This is a genomic window from Halogeometricum pallidum JCM 14848, from assembly GCF_000337095.1.
Taxonomy (GTDB): domain Archaea; phylum Halobacteriota; class Halobacteria; order Halobacteriales; family Haloferacaceae; genus Halogeometricum; species Halogeometricum pallidum.
In genome coordinates this window covers 87,206-106,416 of record NZ_AOIV01000006.1, presented here as the reverse complement: position 1 = coordinate 106,416, position 19,211 = coordinate 87,206, and the positions used below count along the sequence as shown (strand labels likewise).

Annotated in this window: 24 protein-coding genes; 13 read left to right on the top strand and 11 right to left on the bottom strand. The window is 69.2% G+C overall.

Features of this window, described 5'->3' with window-relative positions; all coding sequences use genetic code 11:
- The first annotated feature begins 37 nt into the window (after nucleotides 1-37).
- Nucleotides 38-640 carry a TIGR00296 family protein gene (locus C474_RS03355; RefSeq protein ID WP_008383946.1) on the top strand — a complete coding sequence of 201 codons (603 nt, stop codon included), beginning with the start codon at nucleotides 38-40 and terminating at the stop codon, nucleotides 638-640.
- A 116-nt stretch (nucleotides 641-756) separates the two neighbouring features.
- Here C474_RS03355 and C474_RS03350 read toward each other — a convergent pair whose 3' ends face one another.
- The 3 genes from C474_RS03350 to C474_RS03340 all read right to left on the bottom strand — a co-directional run bounded on the left by C474_RS03350 (nucleotide 757) and on the right by C474_RS03340 (nucleotide 3,868).
- Nucleotides 757-1,908: a nicotinate phosphoribosyltransferase gene (locus C474_RS03350; RefSeq protein ID WP_008383945.1), complete on the bottom strand. Its 1,152-nt coding sequence runs from the start codon at nucleotides 1,906-1,908 to the stop codon at nucleotides 757-759.
- 79 nt (nucleotides 1,909-1,987) lie between these two features.
- Nucleotides 1,988-2,401 (bottom strand): hypothetical protein, encoded by a 414-nt coding sequence (locus tag C474_RS03345; RefSeq protein WP_008383943.1) that lies wholly within the window; start codon nucleotides 2,399-2,401, stop codon nucleotides 1,988-1,990.
- A 96-nt stretch (nucleotides 2,402-2,497) separates the two neighbouring features.
- Nucleotides 2,498-3,868 (bottom strand): Hvo_1808 family surface protein, encoded by a 1,371-nt coding sequence (locus tag C474_RS03340; RefSeq protein ID WP_008383942.1) that lies wholly within the window; start codon nucleotides 3,866-3,868, stop codon nucleotides 2,498-2,500.
- A gap of 88 nt (nucleotides 3,869-3,956) precedes the next feature.
- Between C474_RS03340 and C474_RS03335 the strand changes: the two genes are divergently transcribed.
- Complete coding sequence (locus C474_RS03335; RefSeq protein ID WP_008383941.1) at nucleotides 3,957-4,661, top strand: hypothetical protein; 705 nt, start codon at nucleotides 3,957-3,959, stop codon at nucleotides 4,659-4,661.
- Between the two features lie 52 nt (nucleotides 4,662-4,713).
- Here the strand turns inward: C474_RS03335 and C474_RS03330 are convergent, their stop codons facing one another.
- Nucleotides 4,714-6,180 (bottom strand): Hvo_1808 family surface protein, encoded by a 1,467-nt coding sequence (locus C474_RS03330; protein WP_008383940.1) that lies wholly within the window; start codon nucleotides 6,178-6,180, stop codon nucleotides 4,714-4,716.
- 148 nt (nucleotides 6,181-6,328) lie between these two features.
- Here C474_RS03330 and C474_RS03325 point away from each other — a divergent pair, with 148 nt between their 5' ends.
- The gene (locus tag C474_RS03325) at nucleotides 6,329-6,910 is read left to right on the top strand and encodes a cysteine hydrolase family protein (RefSeq protein ID WP_008383939.1); all 582 of its coding nucleotides are present in this window, start codon (nucleotides 6,329-6,331) and stop codon (nucleotides 6,908-6,910) included.
- A 10-nt stretch (nucleotides 6,911-6,920) separates the two neighbouring features.
- On the opposite strand, the gene C474_RS03320 is transcribed toward C474_RS03325, so the two are convergent.
- Nucleotides 6,921-7,424: a PaaI family thioesterase gene (locus C474_RS03320; RefSeq protein WP_049916678.1), complete on the bottom strand. Its 504-nt coding sequence runs from the start codon at nucleotides 7,422-7,424 to the stop codon at nucleotides 6,921-6,923.
- 147 nt (nucleotides 7,425-7,571) lie between these two features.
- Here C474_RS03320 and C474_RS03315 point away from each other — a divergent pair, with 147 nt between their 5' ends.
- Entirely contained in the window at nucleotides 7,572-8,030 is a 459-nt protein-coding gene (locus tag C474_RS03315) for a DUF4385 domain-containing protein (protein ID WP_008383935.1), read from the top strand.
- Between the two features lie 17 nt (nucleotides 8,031-8,047).
- Here C474_RS03315 and C474_RS03310 read toward each other — a convergent pair whose 3' ends face one another.
- On the bottom strand, nucleotides 8,048-8,974 hold the full coding sequence (locus C474_RS03310; RefSeq protein ID WP_008383934.1) for a hypothetical protein: 927 nt from the start codon (nucleotides 8,972-8,974) through the stop codon (nucleotides 8,048-8,050).
- A gap of 53 nt (nucleotides 8,975-9,027) precedes the next feature.
- Between C474_RS03310 and C474_RS03305 the strand changes: the two genes are divergently transcribed.
- Nucleotides 9,028-9,744, top strand: coding sequence for a lipoate--protein ligase family protein (locus C474_RS03305; RefSeq protein ID WP_008383933.1), 717 nt, complete (start codon nucleotides 9,028-9,030; stop codon nucleotides 9,742-9,744).
- A gap of 58 nt (nucleotides 9,745-9,802) precedes the next feature.
- Nucleotides 9,803-11,095 (top strand): dihydroorotase, encoded by a 1,293-nt coding sequence (locus C474_RS03300; protein WP_049916699.1) that lies wholly within the window; start codon nucleotides 9,803-9,805, stop codon nucleotides 11,093-11,095.
- Between the two features lie 127 nt (nucleotides 11,096-11,222).
- Here C474_RS03300 and C474_RS03295 read toward each other — a convergent pair whose 3' ends face one another.
- Nucleotides 11,223-11,558: a DUF7268 family protein gene (locus C474_RS03295; RefSeq protein ID WP_008383930.1), complete on the bottom strand. Its 336-nt coding sequence runs from the start codon at nucleotides 11,556-11,558 to the stop codon at nucleotides 11,223-11,225.
- Between the two features lie 90 nt (nucleotides 11,559-11,648).
- On the opposite strand from C474_RS03295, the gene C474_RS03290 reads away from it, so the two are divergent.
- Entirely contained in the window at nucleotides 11,649-12,185 is a 537-nt protein-coding gene (locus tag C474_RS03290) for a DUF7529 family protein (RefSeq protein ID WP_008383929.1), read from the top strand.
- 11 nt (nucleotides 12,186-12,196) lie between these two features.
- On the opposite strand, the gene C474_RS03285 is transcribed toward C474_RS03290, so the two are convergent.
- Complete coding sequence (locus C474_RS03285) at nucleotides 12,197-12,946, bottom strand: DUF5806 family protein (RefSeq protein ID WP_008383927.1); 750 nt, start codon at nucleotides 12,944-12,946, stop codon at nucleotides 12,197-12,199.
- Between the two features lie 121 nt (nucleotides 12,947-13,067).
- Between C474_RS03285 and C474_RS03280 the strand changes: the two genes are divergently transcribed.
- Nucleotides 13,068-13,436: a universal stress protein gene (locus tag C474_RS03280; protein WP_008383918.1), complete on the top strand. Its 369-nt coding sequence runs from the start codon at nucleotides 13,068-13,070 to the stop codon at nucleotides 13,434-13,436.
- The gene (locus tag C474_RS03275) at nucleotides 13,433-13,972 is read left to right on the top strand and encodes a GNAT family N-acetyltransferase (RefSeq protein ID WP_008383913.1); all 540 of its coding nucleotides are present in this window, start codon (nucleotides 13,433-13,435) and stop codon (nucleotides 13,970-13,972) included. Before C474_RS03280 ends, C474_RS03275 begins: the two co-directional genes overlap by 4 nt.
- A gap of 36 nt (nucleotides 13,973-14,008) precedes the next feature.
- On the opposite strand, the gene C474_RS03270 is transcribed toward C474_RS03275, so the two are convergent.
- A complete protein-coding gene (locus C474_RS03270; RefSeq protein WP_049916676.1) occupies nucleotides 14,009-14,467 on the bottom strand; it encodes a universal stress protein in 459 nt (152 codons plus the stop codon).
- Between the two features lie 126 nt (nucleotides 14,468-14,593).
- Between C474_RS03270 and C474_RS03265 the strand changes: the two genes are divergently transcribed.
- Nucleotides 14,594-15,055 carry a universal stress protein gene (locus tag C474_RS03265; protein WP_008383911.1) on the top strand — a complete coding sequence of 154 codons (462 nt, stop codon included), beginning with the start codon at nucleotides 14,594-14,596 and terminating at the stop codon, nucleotides 15,053-15,055.
- Nucleotides 15,056-15,082: 27 nt separating this feature from the next.
- Here C474_RS03265 and C474_RS03260 read toward each other — a convergent pair whose 3' ends face one another.
- Nucleotides 15,083-15,544 (bottom strand): hypothetical protein, encoded by a 462-nt coding sequence (locus C474_RS03260; protein ID WP_008383909.1) that lies wholly within the window; start codon nucleotides 15,542-15,544, stop codon nucleotides 15,083-15,085.
- A gap of 235 nt (nucleotides 15,545-15,779) precedes the next feature.
- Here C474_RS03260 and C474_RS03250 point away from each other — a divergent pair, with 235 nt between their 5' ends.
- Entirely contained in the window at nucleotides 15,780-17,015 is a 1,236-nt protein-coding gene (locus C474_RS03250) for a DHH family phosphoesterase (RefSeq protein ID WP_008383908.1), read from the top strand.
- A gap of 142 nt (nucleotides 17,016-17,157) precedes the next feature.
- Here C474_RS03250 and C474_RS03245 read toward each other — a convergent pair whose 3' ends face one another.
- The gene (locus C474_RS03245; RefSeq protein ID WP_008383907.1) at nucleotides 17,158-18,234 is read right to left on the bottom strand and encodes a hypothetical protein; all 1,077 of its coding nucleotides are present in this window, start codon (nucleotides 18,232-18,234) and stop codon (nucleotides 17,158-17,160) included.
- Between the two features lie 183 nt (nucleotides 18,235-18,417).
- On the opposite strand from C474_RS03245, the gene C474_RS03240 reads away from it, so the two are divergent.
- Nucleotides 18,418-18,807 carry a hypothetical protein gene (locus tag C474_RS03240; protein ID WP_008383906.1) on the top strand — a complete coding sequence of 130 codons (390 nt, stop codon included), beginning with the start codon at nucleotides 18,418-18,420 and terminating at the stop codon, nucleotides 18,805-18,807.
- Between the two features lie 175 nt (nucleotides 18,808-18,982).
- Nucleotides 18,983-19,180, top strand: a complete 198-nt coding sequence (locus tag C474_RS03235; RefSeq protein WP_008383905.1) for a DUF4177 domain-containing protein — start codon at nucleotides 18,983-18,985, stop codon at nucleotides 19,178-19,180.
- Nucleotides 19,181-19,211: the final 31 nt, after the last annotated feature.

Below are 19,211 nucleotides of genomic sequence, written 5' to 3'. Positions count from 1 at the left end.
GGAAGCGTTCAAGTTTAGTGAGTGCTTCAATAGGAGTATGTCCGAGGCGCAGACCGTTCGGCTCTCATACGACGATGGGTCTCGAGCGGTCGAACTGGCGCGTGAGTCGGTCGAATCGTACGTTCTCCACGGCCAACGGGAACAACCCGGAAGCATGCGAGACGCGTTCTACGCTCGCACCGGGGCGTTCGTCCGAATCCAATCCACACGGGGTCGCGGCCGCCTACGGGGGTGCGCCGGGGCGTATCGAGGGAAGGACCAACTCGGCCACGCCATCGTCGACGCGGCAATTCAGGCCGCGTCCGGCGATTCATGTGGCTCCGAAATCGAACCGCCCGAACTCCCGAATCTCAACATCTCGGTCTGCATCGTCTGCAATCACGTTCTCACCAACGACCCCGTCGCCGACCTCGAACTCGGCACCCACGGCGTCGCGATAGACAAAGACGGCAGCCACGGCTGGCTCTACCCGACGATTCCCGTCGAGAACGGCTGGTCCAAAGAGCAGTTCCTCACCCACGCCTGCCGGAAGGGAGGTCTGCCGCCGCTGGCGTGGCAGGACGAGGACGCGATGGTGACGCTGTTCGAGGGACAGGTGTTCCGCGAGCGATCCGACGGCGGCAGCGTCGAAGAACTGTAAGACGAGACCCGCGACCGCACGCTTTCGGAGCGGGACGGTTCCCCGCTCGACTACCGCGAAACGAACTTCTGCGCCTCTCTTCGCCGCCGAGAAACAACGAGTAGCGCCTCCTGGCGCTACCGCGCCCCGTAGCCGCAGGCGTCCGCGTCGTCGGCCGCCCGCGCCGCCGCCGCGTCGATATCGAACCCGTCGGCGACGAGTTCCCCGTCCCGGAGCAGGGGTTCGAGCAACCGCTCCGCGTCGTCGGGGGCGTCGGTCCCCGCCAGCGCGACGTGGTGACCGCCGTCGGCCGTCCGGTAGACCTCCTTCACGCCGGCGAGTTTGCCGCGCTTGGCCGTCGGTTCGCCGTCGATTTCGACGATGTCCAGCGCGAAATCCACCGGGTCGGCGTTCGAGACGTAGCCGCCGACGCCGAAGCCGTCGGCCGCGTCGCGGAGGTGCCGCAGGTCCGCGGGGCCGAGGCCGCCGGAGACGAACACGTCCACGTCCTCGTGACCCTCTGCCGCGAGGGTCCACTGCACCTCGCGGATGATGTGCCGGAAGTCGCCGCGCCGCGAGGAGGTGGTGTCGAGGCGGACGCTGTCGAGGTCGTCGCCGAGGGTCTCGACGGCGCGAAGCACCTCGTCGGTCTCGTCGCTGTAGGTGTCGCAGAGGGCGACGCGGGGGACGGACTCGTCGACCGCCTCGTCGAACGCCGTCCACGCCTCCTCCTGGTTGCCGCGTCCGAAGCAGATCAGGAGGGCGTGCGGCATCGTCCCGGACGCCTCGCGGCCGAGTATGTCGCCGGCGGCGACGTGCGAGATGCCGTCGAGGCCGCCGACGAGGGCGCTCCGTTCGACCATCGCCGCGACGGAGGGGTGGACGTGGCGCGCGCCGAACGACAGCACCCTCGAATCGGGCGCGGCGCGGCGCACGTCGAGGGCGGCGGTGGCGACGCCAGAGGCGTGCGAGAGAAAGCCCAAAAGAGCGGTCTCCAGACGGGCGAAGTCGAGATAGGAGCCCTCGATGCGCATCACGGGGCCGCCGTCGAACAGGCGGCCCTCGGGAATCGCGTCCACGTCCACGTCGCGGCCTTCGAGAAGGGCGGCGGCGTCTTTCACCCCCGCGAGCAGTTCGTACTCGCCGTCGGGGAACTGGTCGGCCGTCACCTCCGCGACCACGTGCGGGTTCTTACCGACGTGTCGGAGCGTCGTCTCCGTCCGCTCGAAGTAGGCGTCGGTGGCCGACCCCTCGCGGATGGCGTCGGCGCCGACGATGTCGAAGTCCATGCTCGGCCGTTTCGGCGGCGTCGTGAAAAACGCGTTCGTTCAGGCGGGGCGGCCGGAGAGAATTCCTCTTCGAAGTCGCTCAGCAGACGGCGACGACCGCTCGGTAGACGGTGCCCTCGTAGCGGACGTACGGTCGGTCCACCCAGAATCCGTAGCCCTCGCCGCCGTCCTCGATTTCGGCGTGGCCCTCCGACAGCGCCGTCCGGAACTCGGCCTGCCGTTCCGCCGAGAGATCCCCGTAGGGTATCACCGTCGCGTCGTCGGGCACGTCGTCGACGGGGTCCACGGAGACGAAGGCCGGACAGTCGGCGGTCGAGGGGGGTTGCCCGGTGGCCGTCGGGGTCGGCGTTCCGGGGGCCTCGGTCGCGGTTTCGGTCGACGTCGTCGCCGTCGCGGACGGGTCGGGCGTCGGCGTCGTCCCGATGCCCCCGAGGCACCCGGCGAGGACGACGAGGGTCAGGAGGGCGGGAAGGGCGAGTCTGCGCGAGTGCATGGGTTCCGGTGCCGGCGAGAGGGTAAGTGTTTTGTCACGATTCGGGTCGGCGGTCGCGTCGACGGCGCCGACGCGGCGGCGCGGGAGCGAACGCGCTCACCCGGCCGCGCGCACGCCGTCCAATCGCCCGACTGTCGGCGCGTTGACGACGGTGACGCGCGTGCCGGACCGGCGGACGCGGAAGGCGTCGGCGAACGGCCCATCTTCGACGACGTAGACGTTCGGACCGACCCGGGTGGCGTTTAGATTCCCGACCAGCAGCGACTCCACGTACCGGGTTCGGAACTCCCGGGCGTCGCGTTCGGTGTCCCACTCAGTCGCCCAGACGTACCCGAACTCGCCGTCGCCGCTCCGGTACGGGACGAGTTCGTCACCGCCCCATCCGGCCGACGCGTTCGATGTGTAGTTGTACCGCGAGTACGGCCCGACCTGCTGCCGGAGCGACGAGCGGTCTATCGCGTCGGTGTCCCAGAACGCGGTGTAGATGAACACCTCGCCGAGTCGGTCGGTCGACCGGTCGCGGTCGAACCGCGACCACGCCGCCGAGGAGCGGTCCCGGACGGTCACGTCGGCCGGCCCCTCGTCGGGGTACGCCTCGGGGTGGAGAATCTGCTCGGCGGTGATCGGCGCGTCCTCGTAGGCAGCGTTCACGGCGTCCCACCCGCCGCGCCGCCTGAGCGAGTGGACGAACTGCGGTCCCTCGCTGTACGGCGCGTAGACGGTGAGGTAGACGCCGAAGTCGAAGTCGGACCCGCCGCCGGCCTCAGTGTCGGGCGCCGTCACGCAGTCCCACTCGGCCGAACAGCGCTCGTCGTACAGCGCCTCGACGTAGTTGGCGTCGCCCTCGGAGAGCCCGTTGGCGGCGATGCGGCCGTCGTGCGTCGGCGGCGTCGACGCGAAGCCGAAGTGCTGGTCCTGGAGGGCGTGGACGAGTTCGTGCGCCAGCGTCGCCCGACTCATCGTCGGCGTTTCGCCGTCGCTGACGACGACGATTCGGTCGTCGCTCGGTGTGTAGTAGCCCGCGATGGCCCCGCCGTACAGTTGGTTGAGCACGTCGCTCACCGACTCGTTCTCGCCGACGAGGAACGCCGCCTCGTACACCTGCTCCTGCCACGGGTCGGGGTCGCTCCGGAAGGCGTCCGACTCGCTGCGGTACCGCTCTCGGGAGATGATTTCGACGGGTACCGCCTCCCGGAACTCCAACCCGCGAATGCGCTCGACGCGGGCCATCGTCCGCGCGACGAACGCCTCGCGTTCGCTCGCGTTCAGGCCGTCGGACTGGTCGACGGCGATGGACTCGTTGTACCAGTAGCCCGCCTCCCAGCCGATGCGGTCGGTCGGCGGGTCGTCGGGCCACGACCACGACGCCGGCATCGCCGACGGGTCCGCGACGGGCGCCGCGCACCCCGAGACGACGACGAGGGCGGCGAGAGCAACCGAGAGGAGAGTAGACTGAGAGAGGTTCACACGGGAGAGTGGGAACGGTCGTAGAAAACAGTCTCGGCGCAGTCGTGTGAGACAGAAAACATATGCCGAGTCTCGAAGAGCTATCGGCGTGTCCCCCGAACGTCCCCTCCTCGGTCAGAGCAGTCGACGTCGCACTCGCGCCCGCACCCGTCGCGGGCTTCTCGTCGCCTCGTCGGCCGCGTTGCTCGCCGGGTGTTCGAGTCGAAACGGCACCGCGGCCGACCGAACGCCGACCGAAACCGACGCGAAGGCACGAACGACGACATCGGCGGGGGCGGCACCGTCGACACCGGCTGTCACCGCCGACGACTTCCCGTTCGAAGCGAAGGTGCTGGCACAGGCGACCGAGGAATCGCCCGCGCGACTCGAACTCTCGCTGACGAACGACGCCGAGCGAACGGTCGAGTTAGGCTTTCAACCCCGACCGCCGTTCGGCGGTGTCGTCGGCGAGAACGACGATGGGGCGGAACTCGTCATCGTCCCTGACAACGACACCGTGTCACCCGGCGGCGCAACGTGGACAGGCGAGTGCTGGGTGCGGGAGGGCGAGGTGCTAGTCATCGAGTTTCTGGACTGGCGAACCGCAGAACCGGGGACGACGTTCACCGAGAGATACAGCACGTACGGGCGCCACGACGGAGACGGTGACGGCGGATGTGCACCCGACGGGACGTACGTCTTTGAGAACATGGTGATGGGCGACGGCGGTCAGTTCCTCGCGCTCTCGCTGTCGCTGGAACTCGCGGACGGCCGGCTGTCAGTCGGCGCGGTGGACGTGGAAAAACCGTGGTGAGCGAAGTAGAGAGAGAAGAGACGGGAAGCGAGGACCGAGCGCGATTCGCGTCTCAGTTCCGCGGCCGGATGTCGTTCACGTCCTCGACGGTTGGTCCGTTGACGACGACGACGCGGGTGCCGTCGATTCGGACGCGGAAGGCGTCCGCGAACGGACCGTCCTCGATGACCCACGTGTTCTGCCCCTGCTTGGCCGCATCGTGTGCAGCGAGGATGTTCAGGTACGCGTCGCGGAACTCCCGTGCGTCGCCCTCGGTGTCCCACTCGGTCACCCAGACGTAGCCGTACTCCTCGCCGCTTCCGGTCGATTTCTCGTACGGGAACAGGCGGTCGTTCGCCCACCCGTTCGACGGCACGGCGTCGTAGTTGTACGTGTCGTACCGGCTCTCCGTCTCGGAGATGTCCCGCACGGGGACGGTGTCGGCGTTCGCGGTGCGCGCCTGGTACCAGAACATCGTAAATATCGACGCCTCGCCGAGCGTATCGGAACCGCCCTGCCCCTGCTCCGAGAACGTCGACCAGCCGTTCGTCGCCCGACTCCGGAACGATATCGGCACGGGTTCCTCGTCGGTGGAGTGGATGGTCTGTTCGGTCGAGGCGGGCGGGTTCCGCATCATCTCGTCGAGCGCGTCCCAGCCGCCGCGTTCGAGCACGTCGTGGACGTACACCGGGCCGTCGGAGTAGGGCTGGAAGATGGTCAGGAAGATACCGTAGTTGATGGACCCGCCGGAGCCGCCCGAACCGCCCTCCGCCGTCGGGGTGGGGACGCACGCCCACTCGCCGCCGCACATGCTCGCATACCGGAGTTCGACGTACTTCGCGTCGCCCTCGATAGCGCCGTCGACGGCCAACTCGCCGTCCTGCGTCTCGGCGCTGTACTTCTCGCTCGTCAGGTCGTAGTGTTGGTCCTGAAGGGCGTGCGTCAGTTCGTGGACCAGCGTCGCGTTATCGATGGTGGGCGAGTCGGGCGAGTTCGTGATGATGGTGATGGCGTCGTTGCGCGGCGAGTAGAAGCCCGCGACCGAACTGCCCTGCGTCCCGCTGATGGCCTCCTGGCTATCGTTTTCCTCGCCGGTGACGAACAGCGCCTCCCACACCTGGTTGTTCCACTCGTCGAACGCCGCGGCTTCGGCCGACTGATTCGCCGACCTGTTCGCCGACCGCTGGCGGTACTCCGTGCGGGTCAGCACGTCGACAGAGACGTTCTCCGTGAACTCCTCGTGCCGGAGGTACTCGACGCGCGCCATCGACCGCGCCATGTACCGATCCAGTTCGGCGTCGGAGAGCCCGTCGGACTGGTCGATGCGCAGCGATTCGTTGTACCAGTATCCCTCCTCCCAGCCGAGGGGGTCGTCGTCGGGGTCCGAGAAGTTCGCGTCCGGCGAGGCGATGTCGGAGGTGTTCGAGACGGCGCCGGCGCCGCCCTCGGCGAGGGAGGGTTCGTCCGCCGGCGCCGCACAGCCCGAAAGGACCAAGAGCAAAGAGAGGGTGACGGCACCGATTCCGTGTCGCGTTAACATACTATACCGTCCGGTTGGGCCGCGCGCGGAAGTAGCTTTTTCCACGGCGGCGGGTCCACGAACGCGTCGACGGCGGCAGGTCCGCGAACGCGCCGACGGCGGCCCCGGCCGAGGTACCGTTTTGGTGCCGGCGCGGGTTCGAAGGCGTATGAGCGAGTACGCGTTCGACCCCGACCGCACCGCCGTCGTCGTCGTCGACCTCCAGAACGGCTTCTGTCACCCGGACGGGAGCCTGTACGCACCATCGAGCGAAGCCGTCGTCGACGACGCGGCCGCGCTGGTCGAGGACGCGCGGGAGGCGGGGGCGTCGATAGTGTACACGCGGGACGTGCACCCGCCCGAGCAGTTCGACGGCGCGCACTACTACGACGAGTTCGAGCGCTGGGGCGAACACGTCCTCGAAGGGTCCTGGGAGGCCGAACTCGCCGAGGGCATGGACGTACGCGAGGAGGACCACGTCGTCGCCAAGCACACGTACGACGCCTTCTACGGGACGGAGTTGGACGGGTGGCTACGCGCGCACGGTATCGACGACCTGCTGTTCTGCGGGACGCTGGCGAACGTCTGCGTCCTCCACACCGCCGGGAGCGCCGGTCTCAGGGACTATCGACCGGTCCTCGTCGAGGACGCCATCGGCGCCATCGAGGACGGCCACAAGGAGTACGCGCTCGACCACGCGTCGTGGCTGTTCGGCGAGGTGACGACGCGGGGGGAAGTCCGGTTCGAGTAGCCCAAGAGTCTCAGTCCCGGAAAAGGCGGAACGCGCCCTGTCCGGTGGCGACCGCCTCCTCCTCGGTCGTCCCCTCCCACCGCTCGAACGCCTCGTTGTCCTCCCGCACCCGGTCCGGAATTTGGCTGACGACGGTGACCGTGCTGACGCCGATGGTGCCGCCCGACCGGACCACTTCGGCCGTCGCGCGCAGGTCACCCGCGGCGCGCCGGAGGTAGTTCACGTTCAGGTTCACCGTCGCCACCCCGCCGTTCAACGGGACGTCGAGCATCGTCCGCTGGGCGATGCCGCCTGCGGTGTCGATGAGCGTCGCCGCGATGCCGCCGTGGACCGTCGGCGGATTCGTCGTGTTCGTGAGTTTCTCGTCGTACGGCACGGTCATCACGACGCGCCCCGATTCGAGTTCGTTCACTTCGGTGCCCAGCCACGAGAGGTAGCCGTGCTCCTGTTCGATGTACCGCTGAACGAATGCGGCGGCGTCGTCAGGAAGCCCGTCCGCTTCGTCGTCGCTCATGTACTCGTACCCGGCGGCGGAACGTATGTAGCCACCGGTGACGCGTTTACAGTTTCTTCGCGCGGCCGGGCGTCGACGGTCCCGTCCCGAGACGGCAATCCGACCGGCGGCCGTCAGAGGCAACCGCGGCCGGTCCGGAGCGAACGCATGAGCGACGGCGAAGGGAGCGACGACGGCCCCGAGTACGACGTCGACTTCCGCGAACACCCCGAGGAGTACGAGATAGGCCGCGGCGAGGAGGGCGTCTTCAAGGTCGAACCGTACAAGTCCGAACTCCTCCCGCACTGGTCGTACGCCGACGAGGCGTCCGCCGAGGAGTCGGCGCGGGCCATCCGGGACCGCTACGAGGAGTACCGGGCGGCGGGCGACTTCGTCGGGATGGACATGGCCCGGAAGTACCTCCAGATGGGGTACACCCGGTCGATGCGCTACGCGAAGTACCCCGGCGGGCAGAAGTACGAGGGGGGCGAGGAGCGCGAACCCGAGGAGTGGGCCGACGAGGAGAAACGCGCCGCGGCCCTCGTCTTCGAGGAGTATCTCGAACGCGTCCGCGACGACGCAACGTACCGAGAGCGGAAGGAGGCGCACCGCGAGCGACGCGGTTGAGACGAAGAAGGAGCGACTCAGCCGAGTCGAATCGGGTCGTCGGTGTCTCGGACCGCGACGCGAACCTCCTCGCCGACGGCGAAGTCGCGGCCGGGACAGACGAGTTTCGCGCCGAACTCCGGGTCGACGGCGGCGAACAGCGAGAGACCGGTGATTCGCTCGCCGTTCGCCAGCACCTCGATATCGCGCCAGGCCACGTCGCGGCCCGTCGCCTCGCCGACCGAGTGACCGAGGAAGGGGACGGGACCGGTCGGGATGTCCGACCCGTCCGAACACCCCGTACCGCCCTGCCCGCGGGCGAGGACGCCGCCGCCGGCGTAGTGGGCGAGTCCGCCGTCGAGGACGCGGCCGTCGTCGGTCGCGATGCCGGCGAACATCTCGCCCGGCGCGGGGTGTTCGGGGGCGTCAAGCAGCGCGTACGTTTCGGCCGTCTCGACGACGGTGCCGACGCCGTCCCACGCCAGCGGTTCGACCGGCACGTCGGCGACGACGGGGAGCGACCCGGCGGCGCGCCGGAGGTTCTGGTCGGGGCGTCGGAAGCCGGCGTGGACGTGGTTGGCGACCCACGGCGCGAAGAATCCCGAACGAATCATCGGCCCCAGCGAGTCGCCGACGACCACCCGGTCGCCGGCCTCGACGGCGGGTTCGACGTGGAGGATTCGGGCGATCCGGTCGCCGGCGTCGATCAGAATTAGGTACTCGGCCTCGTGCGCGTACGGTTTCGGCGGCGCGCGGACGGTCCGCGTCTCCAACACCTCCCCGGCGACCGGCGAGAGACCCTCGTTCGTCGCCGGGTAGAGGTCGACGGCGCGCCCGCGGTCGTGCGCCGGGTACGGCGAGTTGTACAGCGAGAACCGGCGGTACCGGCGCAGCGTCGACTCCGGGAGCGTCACCGCCTCGTCCGCGTCGGTCGGTGAGCCTCCGGTCCGTTCGTCGCCGTCCATGCTCGGACCGGGGGACCGAGAGGGCTTAGGCGCGTCGGGACCTGTCTCGACCAATGAGCGGTGAGGACACCGACGCGACCGTCCGCGTCGTCCGCGGGCGCGCGGCGACACGGGAGGCCGACCGGACGGCGACCGAACGGTTGCGCGAGGCGACCGGCGAGACGGGCGAACCAGCGTTCCGCGCGTGGACGCCGCACCGACTGGTGGCGTTCGGCCGTCGGGACGCGCGCGCCGAGGGGTACGACCGGGCCCGCGAGGCGGCCGAGTCCCGCGGCTACCCGACGGTCGAACGGAGCGTCGGCGGCCGCGCCGTCGCCTACACCGGGCGGACCGTGGCGTTCGCCTCCGCGGTCCCCTCCGGGGAGGGACGAACCGGGATGGACGACCGCTACGAGACGGCGACGACGGCCGTCGTCCGCGCCCTCCGCGGACTCGGCGTGGCCGCGCGGCGGGGCGAACCGCCGGAGTCGTTCTGTCCGGGCGCCCACTCCGTGCAGGCGCACGGGAAGATATGCGGCATCGCTCAGCGCGTCCGTCGCGACGCCGCCCTCGTCTCGGGCGTCGTCGTCGTCGCCGACCACGAGGAACTCGCGGCCGTGCTCGGACCCGTCTACGAGGCGCTGGACGTGCCGTTCGACCCCGGTTCGGTCGGCAGCGTCGCGCGCGGCGGCGGCCCGGCCGATTCCGAGCGCGTCTGTCGGGCCCTCGAAGACGCCTTCGTCGGCGACGCGGAGCGACGAGTCGAGGACGTCGAGAGCGTCGCGGGGTAGGCCGCCGCCGGCAACCGCGGGGCTTACCGTCCCCCGCGCGGGACGGACTGGTATGTCACTGCTCGTCACCGACGCGACGCTGGCCGACGGCCGCGTGCGCGACGTTCGAGTCGAAGGCGAGAGCATCGCCGCCGTCGAGGAGTCGCTCGACCCGCGCGAGGAGGACCGCATCCTGAACGCCGCCGGGAAGATGCTGTTCCCGGGCGCCGTCGACCCGCACGTCCACTTCCGCGAACCCGGGTTCTCGCACAAGGAGACGTGGGGGACGGGGTCGAAGAGCGCCGCCGCCGGCGGTGTCACCGTCGTCGCCGACCAACCGAACACGACGCCGCCGACCATCTCGGGCGAGGCGTTCGACGAGAAGGAGGCGCTGGCGGCCGAGTCCGCCGTCGACTTCGGAATCAGCGGCGGCGTCACCGCCGACTGGGACCCCGACTCGCTGTTCGACCGGCCGCTGTTCGCACTCGGCGAGGTTTTCTTGGCCGATTCGACGGGCGATATGGGCATCGAGGCGGACCTGTTCGCCGACGCGGTGGAACGGGCCGCCGAGGCGGACGTGACCGTGACCGTCCACGCGGAGGACGCCGACCTGTTCGACGAGTCGGCGAGAGAGAGAGACGCCGGCGGGACGGGTCGGACCGCCGACGCCGACGCGTGGAGCCAGTACCGCGCCGCCGAGGCGGAGGCGGCGGCCGTCGAACGCGCCGTCGAGGTGGGCGCCGACTCGAACGCGGACGTCCACATCGCGCACACCAGCACGCCCGAGGGAGTCGACGCCGCGAAGGCGGGCGGCGCGACGTGCGAGGTGACCCCGCACCACCTGTTCCTCTCGCGCGCCGACGCGACCGAGTTGGGGACGTACGGTCGGATGAACCCGCCTCTCAGGAGCGAAGAGCGCCGCGCGGCGATGTGGGAGCGACTCGTCGACGGCGAGATAGACGCCGTCGCCACCGACCACGCGCCGCACACGCGCGCAGAGAAGGACGTCGGTCTGTGGGAGGCGCCGAGCGGCGTCCCCGGCGTCGAGACGATGCTTCCGCTCCTGCTGGAAGCGGCGCGGAAGGGCGAGATATCGTACGAACGCGTCCGCGACGTGACCGCCGCGAACGCCGCCGAGATATTCGACCTACCGTCGAAGGGTCGAATCGAAGTCGGCGCCGACGCGGACCTCGTGCTGTTCGACCCCGAGGAGAGCCGGGAGATTCGGGGGGAGGACCTCCACTCGAACTGCGGGTGGACGCCGTTCGAGGGAATGGGCGGCGTCTTCCCCGAGACGACCGTCGTTCGCGGACGCGTCGTCTACGAGAACGGGTCGTTCGAGGACGTGAGCGGCGAGAACGTCCGCGACTGAGCGCGGCGAGACGGGAGGGTGAACTGCCGGCGACCGCAGGGCCCCGAGTCGGGTGCCGGACTGCCGCGGACGACTCGGGGGCGAAGCTACGTCACGGCGGGGAGTGGCCCCGTCTCCCCATATGAACTTACGCGAGAAGCGCGCCGAGTGTCGCCGCCGCGGCCATCACGCCCGCGCCGAAACCGCCGACGCGGGCCATCGACCGACGGAAGTTCGCTCCGGTCCAAGCCAATCCGGCGTCGGGACGTTTCCCCCCCGACCCGACTCCGCGGGCGGCGAGCGCCGACCCCGACCAGCCGAGGAAGCCGACGCCGAAGAACAGGGCACCGAACCGGAGCGCCGTGTCCGCGCCGTCTGCGACGCCGGAGAATACGGCGGCGACGACGAGGGCCGCGACGCCGGCGAGGAGGCCGACGAGGAACCCCCCGCTGGCGACGCGCGCGCGCCGAGGGAGCGGTATCACGGTCAGAATTCCCCGTCCTCGCGCCCAAATACGTTTTTACTTCTATCCGGAGCGGGAACGTTTTCGTCCCTCGGGGGCCGAAACGAGAGCGTGGACGACCCGAACCGAGGACCCGACCGCGGGCGGAGTTCGTCCGATTCGCGCCCGCGTTCCGACGTGAGGGCGTTCTTGGACACCGTCGTCGGGGAGACGGAGGCGACGGCGGCGTCGTACCGCGACGCCGGATGGGCCGTCACCGAACTTCACCCCGGCGACGTGAGGCCGGTGCCCGCATATCTCGACACGGGCGGGACGGATCGCGCCGGACTCGACGTACTCGTCCCCGACGGCGAGTTCGAGGCTGTCGAGCGACTGGTTGAGGAGGGAAGCTTCGGCGCCCACGACACCTACGGCGCCCGCCGCGCCGAGGGGGACCAGACGGTGTTCGCCGTCGTGGTGATGAGAGACGAGTCGGCCGCCGAGGCCGTCGCGATTCCGGTGTACTACGCGGTGGCGGAGGCGGCGCCGATGCTCGAACGGGTCGACGCGCGCGGCGAGATGCGCCTGTACGTGCGGCCGCCGTCGACCGACCGGCGGGTCGAGTTCGCACAGGAGAATCCGGAATCGCTGCTACCGGACGGAGCGTGAGACGCGGTCGCTCAGTCGTCGTCGGCGGCGTCCGTATCCGTGTTCGTGGCCGTGCTCGCATCCTCGGACGTCTCCTCGCGCCGCAGGTCCGCGCTGGCGTCGCGCACCTCGCGCATGACGCTGGAGATTCGCTCCTCGGCTTCGAGTTCGTCCTCCACCGAGAGGTCGACGCCCTCGACTTCGAGGAGGAACTTCGCCACCTCGGTCACCTCGTACATCAACTCGTCCAGTTCCTCGGCCGTGAAGAAGCCCGACATCGCGCCGTAGAGGAACGTCGCGCCCGCCTTCTGGACCTTTCCCTCGAACGACGACCGAGCCTGGTTGACCGCCTGCGGCGTGTAGGTGTCAGTCATGAACGGAACGAGTTCGGGCAGGTTCTCGCCTATCTTCGTCATCTCGACGCCCGTCTCGGTGCGGAAGTCCGAGCAGAGGCGCGCGATGGCCCACTCGCGGGCGGTGATGTACGTCCGGTCGCGCAGGAACTCGTTGACGCGGTCGTACTGCGCGCCGTCCATCTTCTTGAAGCGCGCGTACTTCTGCACGTCGCGCGGAATTTCGGGGTCGGCCGCCCCGTCGGTCGGCCCTCCGGGCGTCTCCTCGGGGACGGACTCGTCGGCGGGGTCGCTCTCGGCGTCCGCCGCCGTCTCCGTCGCCCCCGTCTCCGAATCGGACGCCGCGTCGCGTCCCGTCTCCTCCGTCCCCCCCGCCTCGGCGTCGGCCCGGTCCTCGCGGTCCGCCGCCGTCGGGTCGTCCTCGGTCATACCGCGGGGTATCCCTGCGCGGCGGAAAAGCGTTCCGTCGGGCGACGCTCGGGCGGCCAATCGCCCGAACGCCGGACGAGACGGGCAACTGTTTTTTACCGCGGCCACGACACCACGTCCCATGAAGGTGCTCTTGGGCGTCGGCGGGAGCGAAGATTCGATACGGGCCGTCGAGCGGACCGTCTCGCGGGCGGCGGCCGCGGGCGACGAGTTGACCGTCGCCATCGTCGAGAACGACGACGCCGACCGGACGCGCGAGGAAGTCGAAGCGCGGGTCGAGGAGATTCTCGCCGACGCGGGCGTCGAGGCCGAGATACGCCACCTGGAGGGCGACCCCGGGAGCCGACTGGTCGACACCGCGGAGGAGGAGGACTTCGAGCAGATCGTCATCGGGGGCGGACAGACGAGTCCGATGGGGAAGATAAACCTCGGGAGTATCTCCGAGTTCGTCCTCTTGAACTCGCACGTGACGGTGTCCCTGGTCCGATGAGCGAGTCACGCCGCTACCCCGAGGAGATCGCCGGGCCGTTCGAGGCCCCGCCGTTCGCGTTCGAGGACCGCGAGGGACGCGAGATCGAGATCCGACCGCACGACGGGAGCGACGAGGAGTTCGAGGCGCTCGTGGAGATGTACACCGCGTTCGACCCGGCCGACCGGGCGCAGGGCATCCCGCCGGGGCAGGAGCGCCGCATCCGAGATTGGCTGGACAACATCCTCGCCGAGGGCTGTCTGAACGTCATCGCGTGGGACGGCGAGGACGCCGCCGGGCACGCGACGCTCGTTCCCGACGGCGACGCCTCCGAACTCGCCATCTTCGTGCTGCAGGCGTACCAGGAGGCCGGTATCGGGACGTACCTCATGGAGGTGCTGTTGGGTCACGGCGCCGAGAACGACGTGGAGAAGGTGTGGTTGACCGTCGAGCGGTGGAACCGCGCCGCCGTCGGTCTCTACAAGAAGATGGGGTTCGAGACGAGCGATTCGGAGAGCTTCGAGTTGGAGATGACGCTCCGCCTCTCCGACGGCTGAGACGGGCCAAGGCCAAAGCGCCCGCCCGAGCGTCGTCTACACCGACAGGACGGGCTGGCTGGCGTAGAGGAGGACGTACTCGGCGGCCTTCGCCAGCACCTCGCCGGGGTCGCCCGACATCGGTTCGCGCGGGACGACGATGAAGTCCGCGTTCAGCGCATCCGCCGTGTCGAGGATGACGCTCCCCGGGTGGCGGAGTTTCGACTGCGTGGAGAAGCCGTAGGCGACCGAGGTGGCGACCTCGACGCCGTAGCGTTCGGCGAGGTCGCCGGCGGTCCGCTCGATAACCGCGCTGTCGGCCGCGACGTCGTCTTCGTCCACGGCGCCGTTCTCGATGGCGCGGACCACGTCCTCGCCGAGGACGTGGACGGCGTGGACCGTCGCGTCGTACTTAGCGGCGACGGCGGTGGCGTGTTCGACGGCGTTCGTGGACTCCTCGCTCCGGTCGACGGGGACGAGGACGAGGTTCACGTCCAACGGACGGCGGTCAGTCATACGGGAGGATGAGACGGCCGCCGTCAAAAAGACCCACCCCGCGGGCTGCCGGTTCGGACGCGCGGTCGAGCGGGGACCCGCGGACGCGACTATGGTTTTAAGCCGCCCACCGCCGTAGCGCCGCGCATGTTCGACACCATCGTCATCGCGACCGACGGGTCCGAGAGCGTCCGCCGGGCCGTCGGCGTCGCCCTGGACCTCGCCGACCGCTTCGACGCGTCGGTCCACGCGCTGTACGTCGTCGACGCGGGCGAGGTGGAGTCCTCCCCGGATCGACTCCGCGAGGAGATGAGCGAGGCCCTGACCGAACGCGGCGAACGCGCCCTCTCGGAGGTCGAAACCGAGACCGACCGGGCGGTGACCACCGCCGTCCGCGAGGGGCGTCCGGCCACCGTCGTCGGCGACTACGCCCGCGAGGTGGACGCCGACGTGGTGGCGATGGGGACGCGCGGCCGACACGGCGAGAACCGCTTTCTCATCGGGTCGGTCGCCGAACGCGTCGTGCGCACCTGTCCGGTCCCGGTGCTGACCGTCCGGCAGTTGGCGGAGGACGAAGAGGGACCGACCGGGACGCCCGAGTCGGTCTGAGCGCGACGGCGTGCGACCGCGGCCGCGCTATTCCGAGGGCACGTCGCCGTCGACGGCCGACTCCCTCGCCGGGAGGTACAGCGACCGCGCGGCGACGTGCAGCAGTCCGCATCCGACGCCGGCCGTCGCCAGCCACCGAAGGATTCGAATCCCGCCGCCGCCGTACCGACCGTCGGCGTAGCCGGCGAGGACCGCCACGGCCGCGAGGGCGAGGAGCGTCCGCGTCGCACCGAGCGTGAGTCGATCAGCGCTCGGTATCGGCAGGGCGCGGTAGCGGAGGAGTTTGCCGACGGTGTCGAGGCCGAACGCCCCCGCGACGATGACGACGCCGCCCCAGACGACGGGAGCGATGCCGACGGCTTCCCCGAGGGCGAGCCACCACGCCCCGCCGAACAGGACGAGTCGACCCCGCCCCTCGACGAAGCGCGGGTCGATTCGGCGCGCCGGTTCGTCGTCGGTCGTTCGGGGGACCGCGTCTGTCTCGGTCATGGATGGTGGGGTGCGGGAGTCACGGACGCGGCGAGCGTTCGGTGACGGCGTCGGACGACCGCCTCCGAGCGGCCGCGCCGGTCGTCTCGACACGCGGCGGCACGGAGGATGAACGCTGCTATGAGCGGTACGGAGCGGTACGTACGTCTCGCGAATCCGCCTCCGGGCCTCGGGAACGTCGCGGCGTCGTCGCGTAGACCACCGGCTCTTTCACCCCCGCTCCCCTCGCCCCGGTATGGAAGACGAACTCATCGACAGTTCCCGCCTGTCGCTGTCGCGGAAGTCGCAGTTGCCCGGCGCGGGCTTTTTCTACCCGGACTCGCTGGACGAGGACCGCGCCGAGGAGAGAGTCGCGGAGGCCGTCGAGGACGCCGAAGCCGTCGTCATCGCCGACACCGACGCGGACGGACTCGGTTGCGTCGCGCTGATACGCGAGATGTACGGCGCCGCCCTCGACGTGGCGACGTTCGAGGACGACGTGGCCCGCCGCGTCGAACGGTGGGAGTCCGAGGGGCCGATGGACGACGAGGAGGAGGCCGAAGAACCCGAGGACGAGGAGACCCCCCGGTCGACCGTCGCGCTGGTCGGCGCGGGCCCGTACTCGCTGGACGAGGCGCTCGAACGAGTCGCCGAGTACGCCCCGGACGGCATCGACGCCTACGTCTGCGACCTCTGCCCGGACGAGTACGAGTGGGTCGAAGCGGAACTGGACGCCCTCCTCGACCGCGCGGGGTCGGTGTCGTGGTACGACCACCACCAGTGGAACGAGGAGGCGGCCGCGGCCGTCCGCGAGGCGGGCGTCGACCTCGTGGTCGGCGAGTCCGACGAGGAGTGCTCGACGGACGTGACGCTCCGGTCGCTCGACTACGAGTTCGGCGAGCGGTGGACCGACCTCGCGGAGGTGACCCGCGACCACGACCTCTGGCAGAAGAACATCCCCGAGAGCGACGACCTCTCCGACTACGCCTACTGGGTCAGCCCCGAGGAGTACGTTGCCGTCGTCGGCGCCTACGGCGTCGACCTGCCCGAGATAGTCGAGCAGTTCATCGAACTCCGCCGCGTGGAGAAACAGCAGCTCATCGACGCCGCCCTCGACCGCGCCGAGATGAAGCGCGTCGGCCCGTGGACGGTCGGCGTCACCTACGGCCGGTGCTCGCAGAACGAGGTGGCCGAGGGGCTGCGCGAACGCGGTTCCGACGCCGCCGTCGTCGTCAAGCCAGCCGGGAGCGCGAGCATCCGCGGCTCCGACGACTTCGAGCGCGCCCACGAGGTGGCCCGACAGGTGAACGGCGGCGGCCACCCGAAGGCGGCGGGCTGTAAGCCCGACATCTACGACGACATGCTCGACTACGCGCACCACTGGACGACGAACGGCGCGGCGACGAAGCGCGTCATCCTCGCGGCGTTCGAGCGCGTCGCCGAAGCGGTCGAGGAAGACGCGGACGACGAGGGCGTCGAGACGGACCGGTAACGTCGCCGACTCGGAGAAGAGAGCGTCGGTGAAGGCGACCGTTCACGGCGAGAGGGACGCCCGCTCGTCGATTGACGCCAGCGGGAGCAGTCGGCGGCGACGCGTGTGCGCCGGCAGCGTCGGAGAGACGGCCGACGGTGCGTCATCGCTGCGAATCCCGGAGGATGAACGGGCCGATGGCGAGCGTCCGCTTGGCGATGGTCGCGATGCGCGCGATGTAGGAGATGAGGAGCAGGAAGGGAAGCGTCGTGATGGCGAACGCCGCGGAGGTGACCCAGATGAGGTTCGGAACGCCGAGCACCGTCCCCGAGAGCGCGCTCCCGCCGAGGTACGTCGTCACGAAACCGGCGGTGATGAGCGCGGGCACGGAGAGATAGAGGATGTTCTGCGAGAGACTGATGAGTTCCCACTCGAAGTACAGCGTCTTGATGTGCTCGCGGGCGGGTCCGAACATCGAGAGCGCGGTCTTGAGATCGTCGAGGATGATCTCCGTCTCCTCGGAGATGACGTCTTTGTGGTCGTCCGCGATGCGTTCGATCTGGAATATCTTGTAGCCGTAGTTGTAGTCGAGGGCCGCCGAGACGACCGTGTACGACCCGAACTTCCGCCCTTCGAGCTTCTGCTCCGCGGCGTCGGCGTTCTCGACGAGGCTGCTCGTGAACTCGCCGACCTCCGCTCGGAGGTCCTCGTCGCCGCTGTCGGCGACCGATTCGCGGAGGGTCTTCGCGTAGTCCTTGCTCTCTAAGATGAGCGCGCGCAGAAACGCCGAGGGGTCGGCGGGCGTCGGCGACCCGGTTATCTCCTTCGTGTACTCCCGGAAATCCATCGTGTTACTCATCCGCTCGCGCTGGTCGCCCAGCGGGCCGTTCTCCTGCGAGATGATGATCTGCGAGATGGTCAGGGTGAGCGTGACGCCGGTGACGATGACGCTGATCATCGTCGAGAACACCGTCTCGACGGTGTCGGCCGTCAGGGCGTCGGTGAGGTAGTACTGGTAGTAGAACATGCCCCCGAAGACGAACACGCCGAAGATGAGCGACGCCAGCATCGCGGTGACGAGGAGGCGACTGCCGTCGAGCACCAACCACGTCTTGATGCGCGTCTCGCCGCCGCGTTCGCGCATCGTGTTCGCCGTGCCGATGTCGTCGTCGATATCGGACTGGTCGAGGTTCGGGTCCTCCTCGCGCGTGTCGATGGTGTCCGACGGCTCGTCGGTCATCGCGGCGTCGCCTCGCGACGCTCTCGTCTGTGTTCGCACATGGCAGTAGAAGTTAGTAGACCCGTCGTCAGTCACCGACTTTACCGTTGTCGCTCAGGCACCGTTCGCCGGTTTTTTCAGACCGGAATTTTGCTTACATTAAGGTCGAAGGAGTGATATGAGTGTCCTGCGAAGGGCCGAGCGATGAATCCGAACCGACGACTGTGCGTCATCGCCGCCGTCGCGCTGTTGGTCGTCACCGCGGGGTGCGTCACGGTGAGTCCGTCGATCGGGTCGTCCGAGGACTCGGCGGTGTTCGAGCGGGTGTCGACGGTCAGCGAGTGGGGGACGTCGTCCGTACAGGCGTCGGTGACGCTCGCGCCCGCGGCGACGACCGAGATGGGCGTCACGCGCCTCAACGTCATCACCGACAGCGGGTCGTCGTTCTACACGACGACGGTCGACGCCGGGCAGACGTCCGTCTCCCTCCCGATACCGACCCAGACGCGGTCACAGATCGTGGCGGTGAACACCGTCAACGGAACCGTCGTCGACACGTACAACGTGACCGTTCGCGGGTCTAGATATCCGTAGGCGGTCGCGTTCGCGCGGCGGTCAAACCGGCACTCGGCCGCGGGTCGTCGTCCGGTCAGAACAGCTATCGTAGCGTTCACAGGTCCTCACTCACTCGACCGCACGACGTCGTGCACCGGATAAGTACTCGGTTGCGAACGCTACTCTATATCTGCCTCCGGCCGCACGTTCACACGTGACTCGACAGGGAGACGACCGATGGGAGTACGAGACGCTTCGGGTGCCGCGCGAGGCGCTGAAAAAGGAGTCCGCGAACCCGAAAGACGAGATAAACGAGTTGGCCGCCGACGGCTGGCGACTCATCGAGACGATAGATTACTCCGGCGGCGGGACCAAGTTCCTCGTCTTCGAGCGTCGGGTCAACGCCGCGTGAGTTACCGGAGAATCGACGCGCCGCCCGAATC

Coding starts and splice junctions, on each gene's coding strand:
- C474_RS03285 (WP_008383927.1), bottom strand. CDS start 12,946: ATGACCGAGGACGACCCGACGGCGGCGGACCGCGAGGACCGGGCCGAC.
- C474_RS03250 (WP_008383908.1), top strand. CDS start 15,780: ATGGAAGACGAACTCATCGACAGTTCCCGCCTGTCGCTGTCGCGGAAG.
- C474_RS03280 (WP_008383918.1), top strand. CDS start 13,068: ATGAAGGTGCTCTTGGGCGTCGGCGGGAGCGAAGATTCGATACGGGCC.
- C474_RS03350 (WP_008383945.1), bottom strand. CDS start 1,908: ATGGACTTCGACATCGTCGGCGCCGACGCCATCCGCGAGGGGTCGGCC.
- C474_RS03270 (WP_049916676.1), bottom strand. CDS start 14,467: ATGACTGACCGCCGTCCGTTGGACGTGAACCTCGTCCTCGTCCCCGTC.
- C474_RS03260 (WP_008383909.1), bottom strand. CDS start 15,544: ATGACCGAGACAGACGCGGTCCCCCGAACGACCGACGACGAACCGGCG.
- C474_RS03315 (WP_008383935.1), top strand. CDS start 7,572: ATGAGCGACGGCGAAGGGAGCGACGACGGCCCCGAGTACGACGTCGAC.
- C474_RS03240 (WP_008383906.1), top strand. CDS start 18,418: ATGAATCCGAACCGACGACTGTGCGTCATCGCCGCCGTCGCGCTGTTG.
- C474_RS03310 (WP_008383934.1), bottom strand. CDS start 8,974: ATGGACGGCGACGAACGGACCGGAGGCTCACCGACCGACGCGGACGAG.
- C474_RS03355 (WP_008383946.1), top strand. CDS start 38: ATGTCCGAGGCGCAGACCGTTCGGCTCTCATACGACGATGGGTCTCGA.
- C474_RS03245 (WP_008383907.1), bottom strand. CDS start 18,234: ATGACCGACGAGCCGTCGGACACCATCGACACGCGCGAGGAGGACCCG.
- C474_RS03265 (WP_008383911.1), top strand. CDS start 14,594: ATGTTCGACACCATCGTCATCGCGACCGACGGGTCCGAGAGCGTCCGC.
- C474_RS03305 (WP_008383933.1), top strand. CDS start 9,028: ATGAGCGGTGAGGACACCGACGCGACCGTCCGCGTCGTCCGCGGGCGC.
- C474_RS03330 (WP_008383940.1), bottom strand. CDS start 6,180: ATGTTAACGCGACACGGAATCGGTGCCGTCACCCTCTCTTTGCTCTTG.
- C474_RS03325 (WP_008383939.1), top strand. CDS start 6,329: ATGAGCGAGTACGCGTTCGACCCCGACCGCACCGCCGTCGTCGTCGTC.
- C474_RS03345 (WP_008383943.1), bottom strand. CDS start 2,401: ATGCACTCGCGCAGACTCGCCCTTCCCGCCCTCCTGACCCTCGTCGTC.
- C474_RS03275 (WP_008383913.1), top strand. CDS start 13,433: ATGAGCGAGTCACGCCGCTACCCCGAGGAGATCGCCGGGCCGTTCGAG.
- C474_RS03320 (WP_049916678.1), bottom strand. CDS start 7,424: ATGAGCGACGACGAAGCGGACGGGCTTCCTGACGACGCCGCCGCATTC.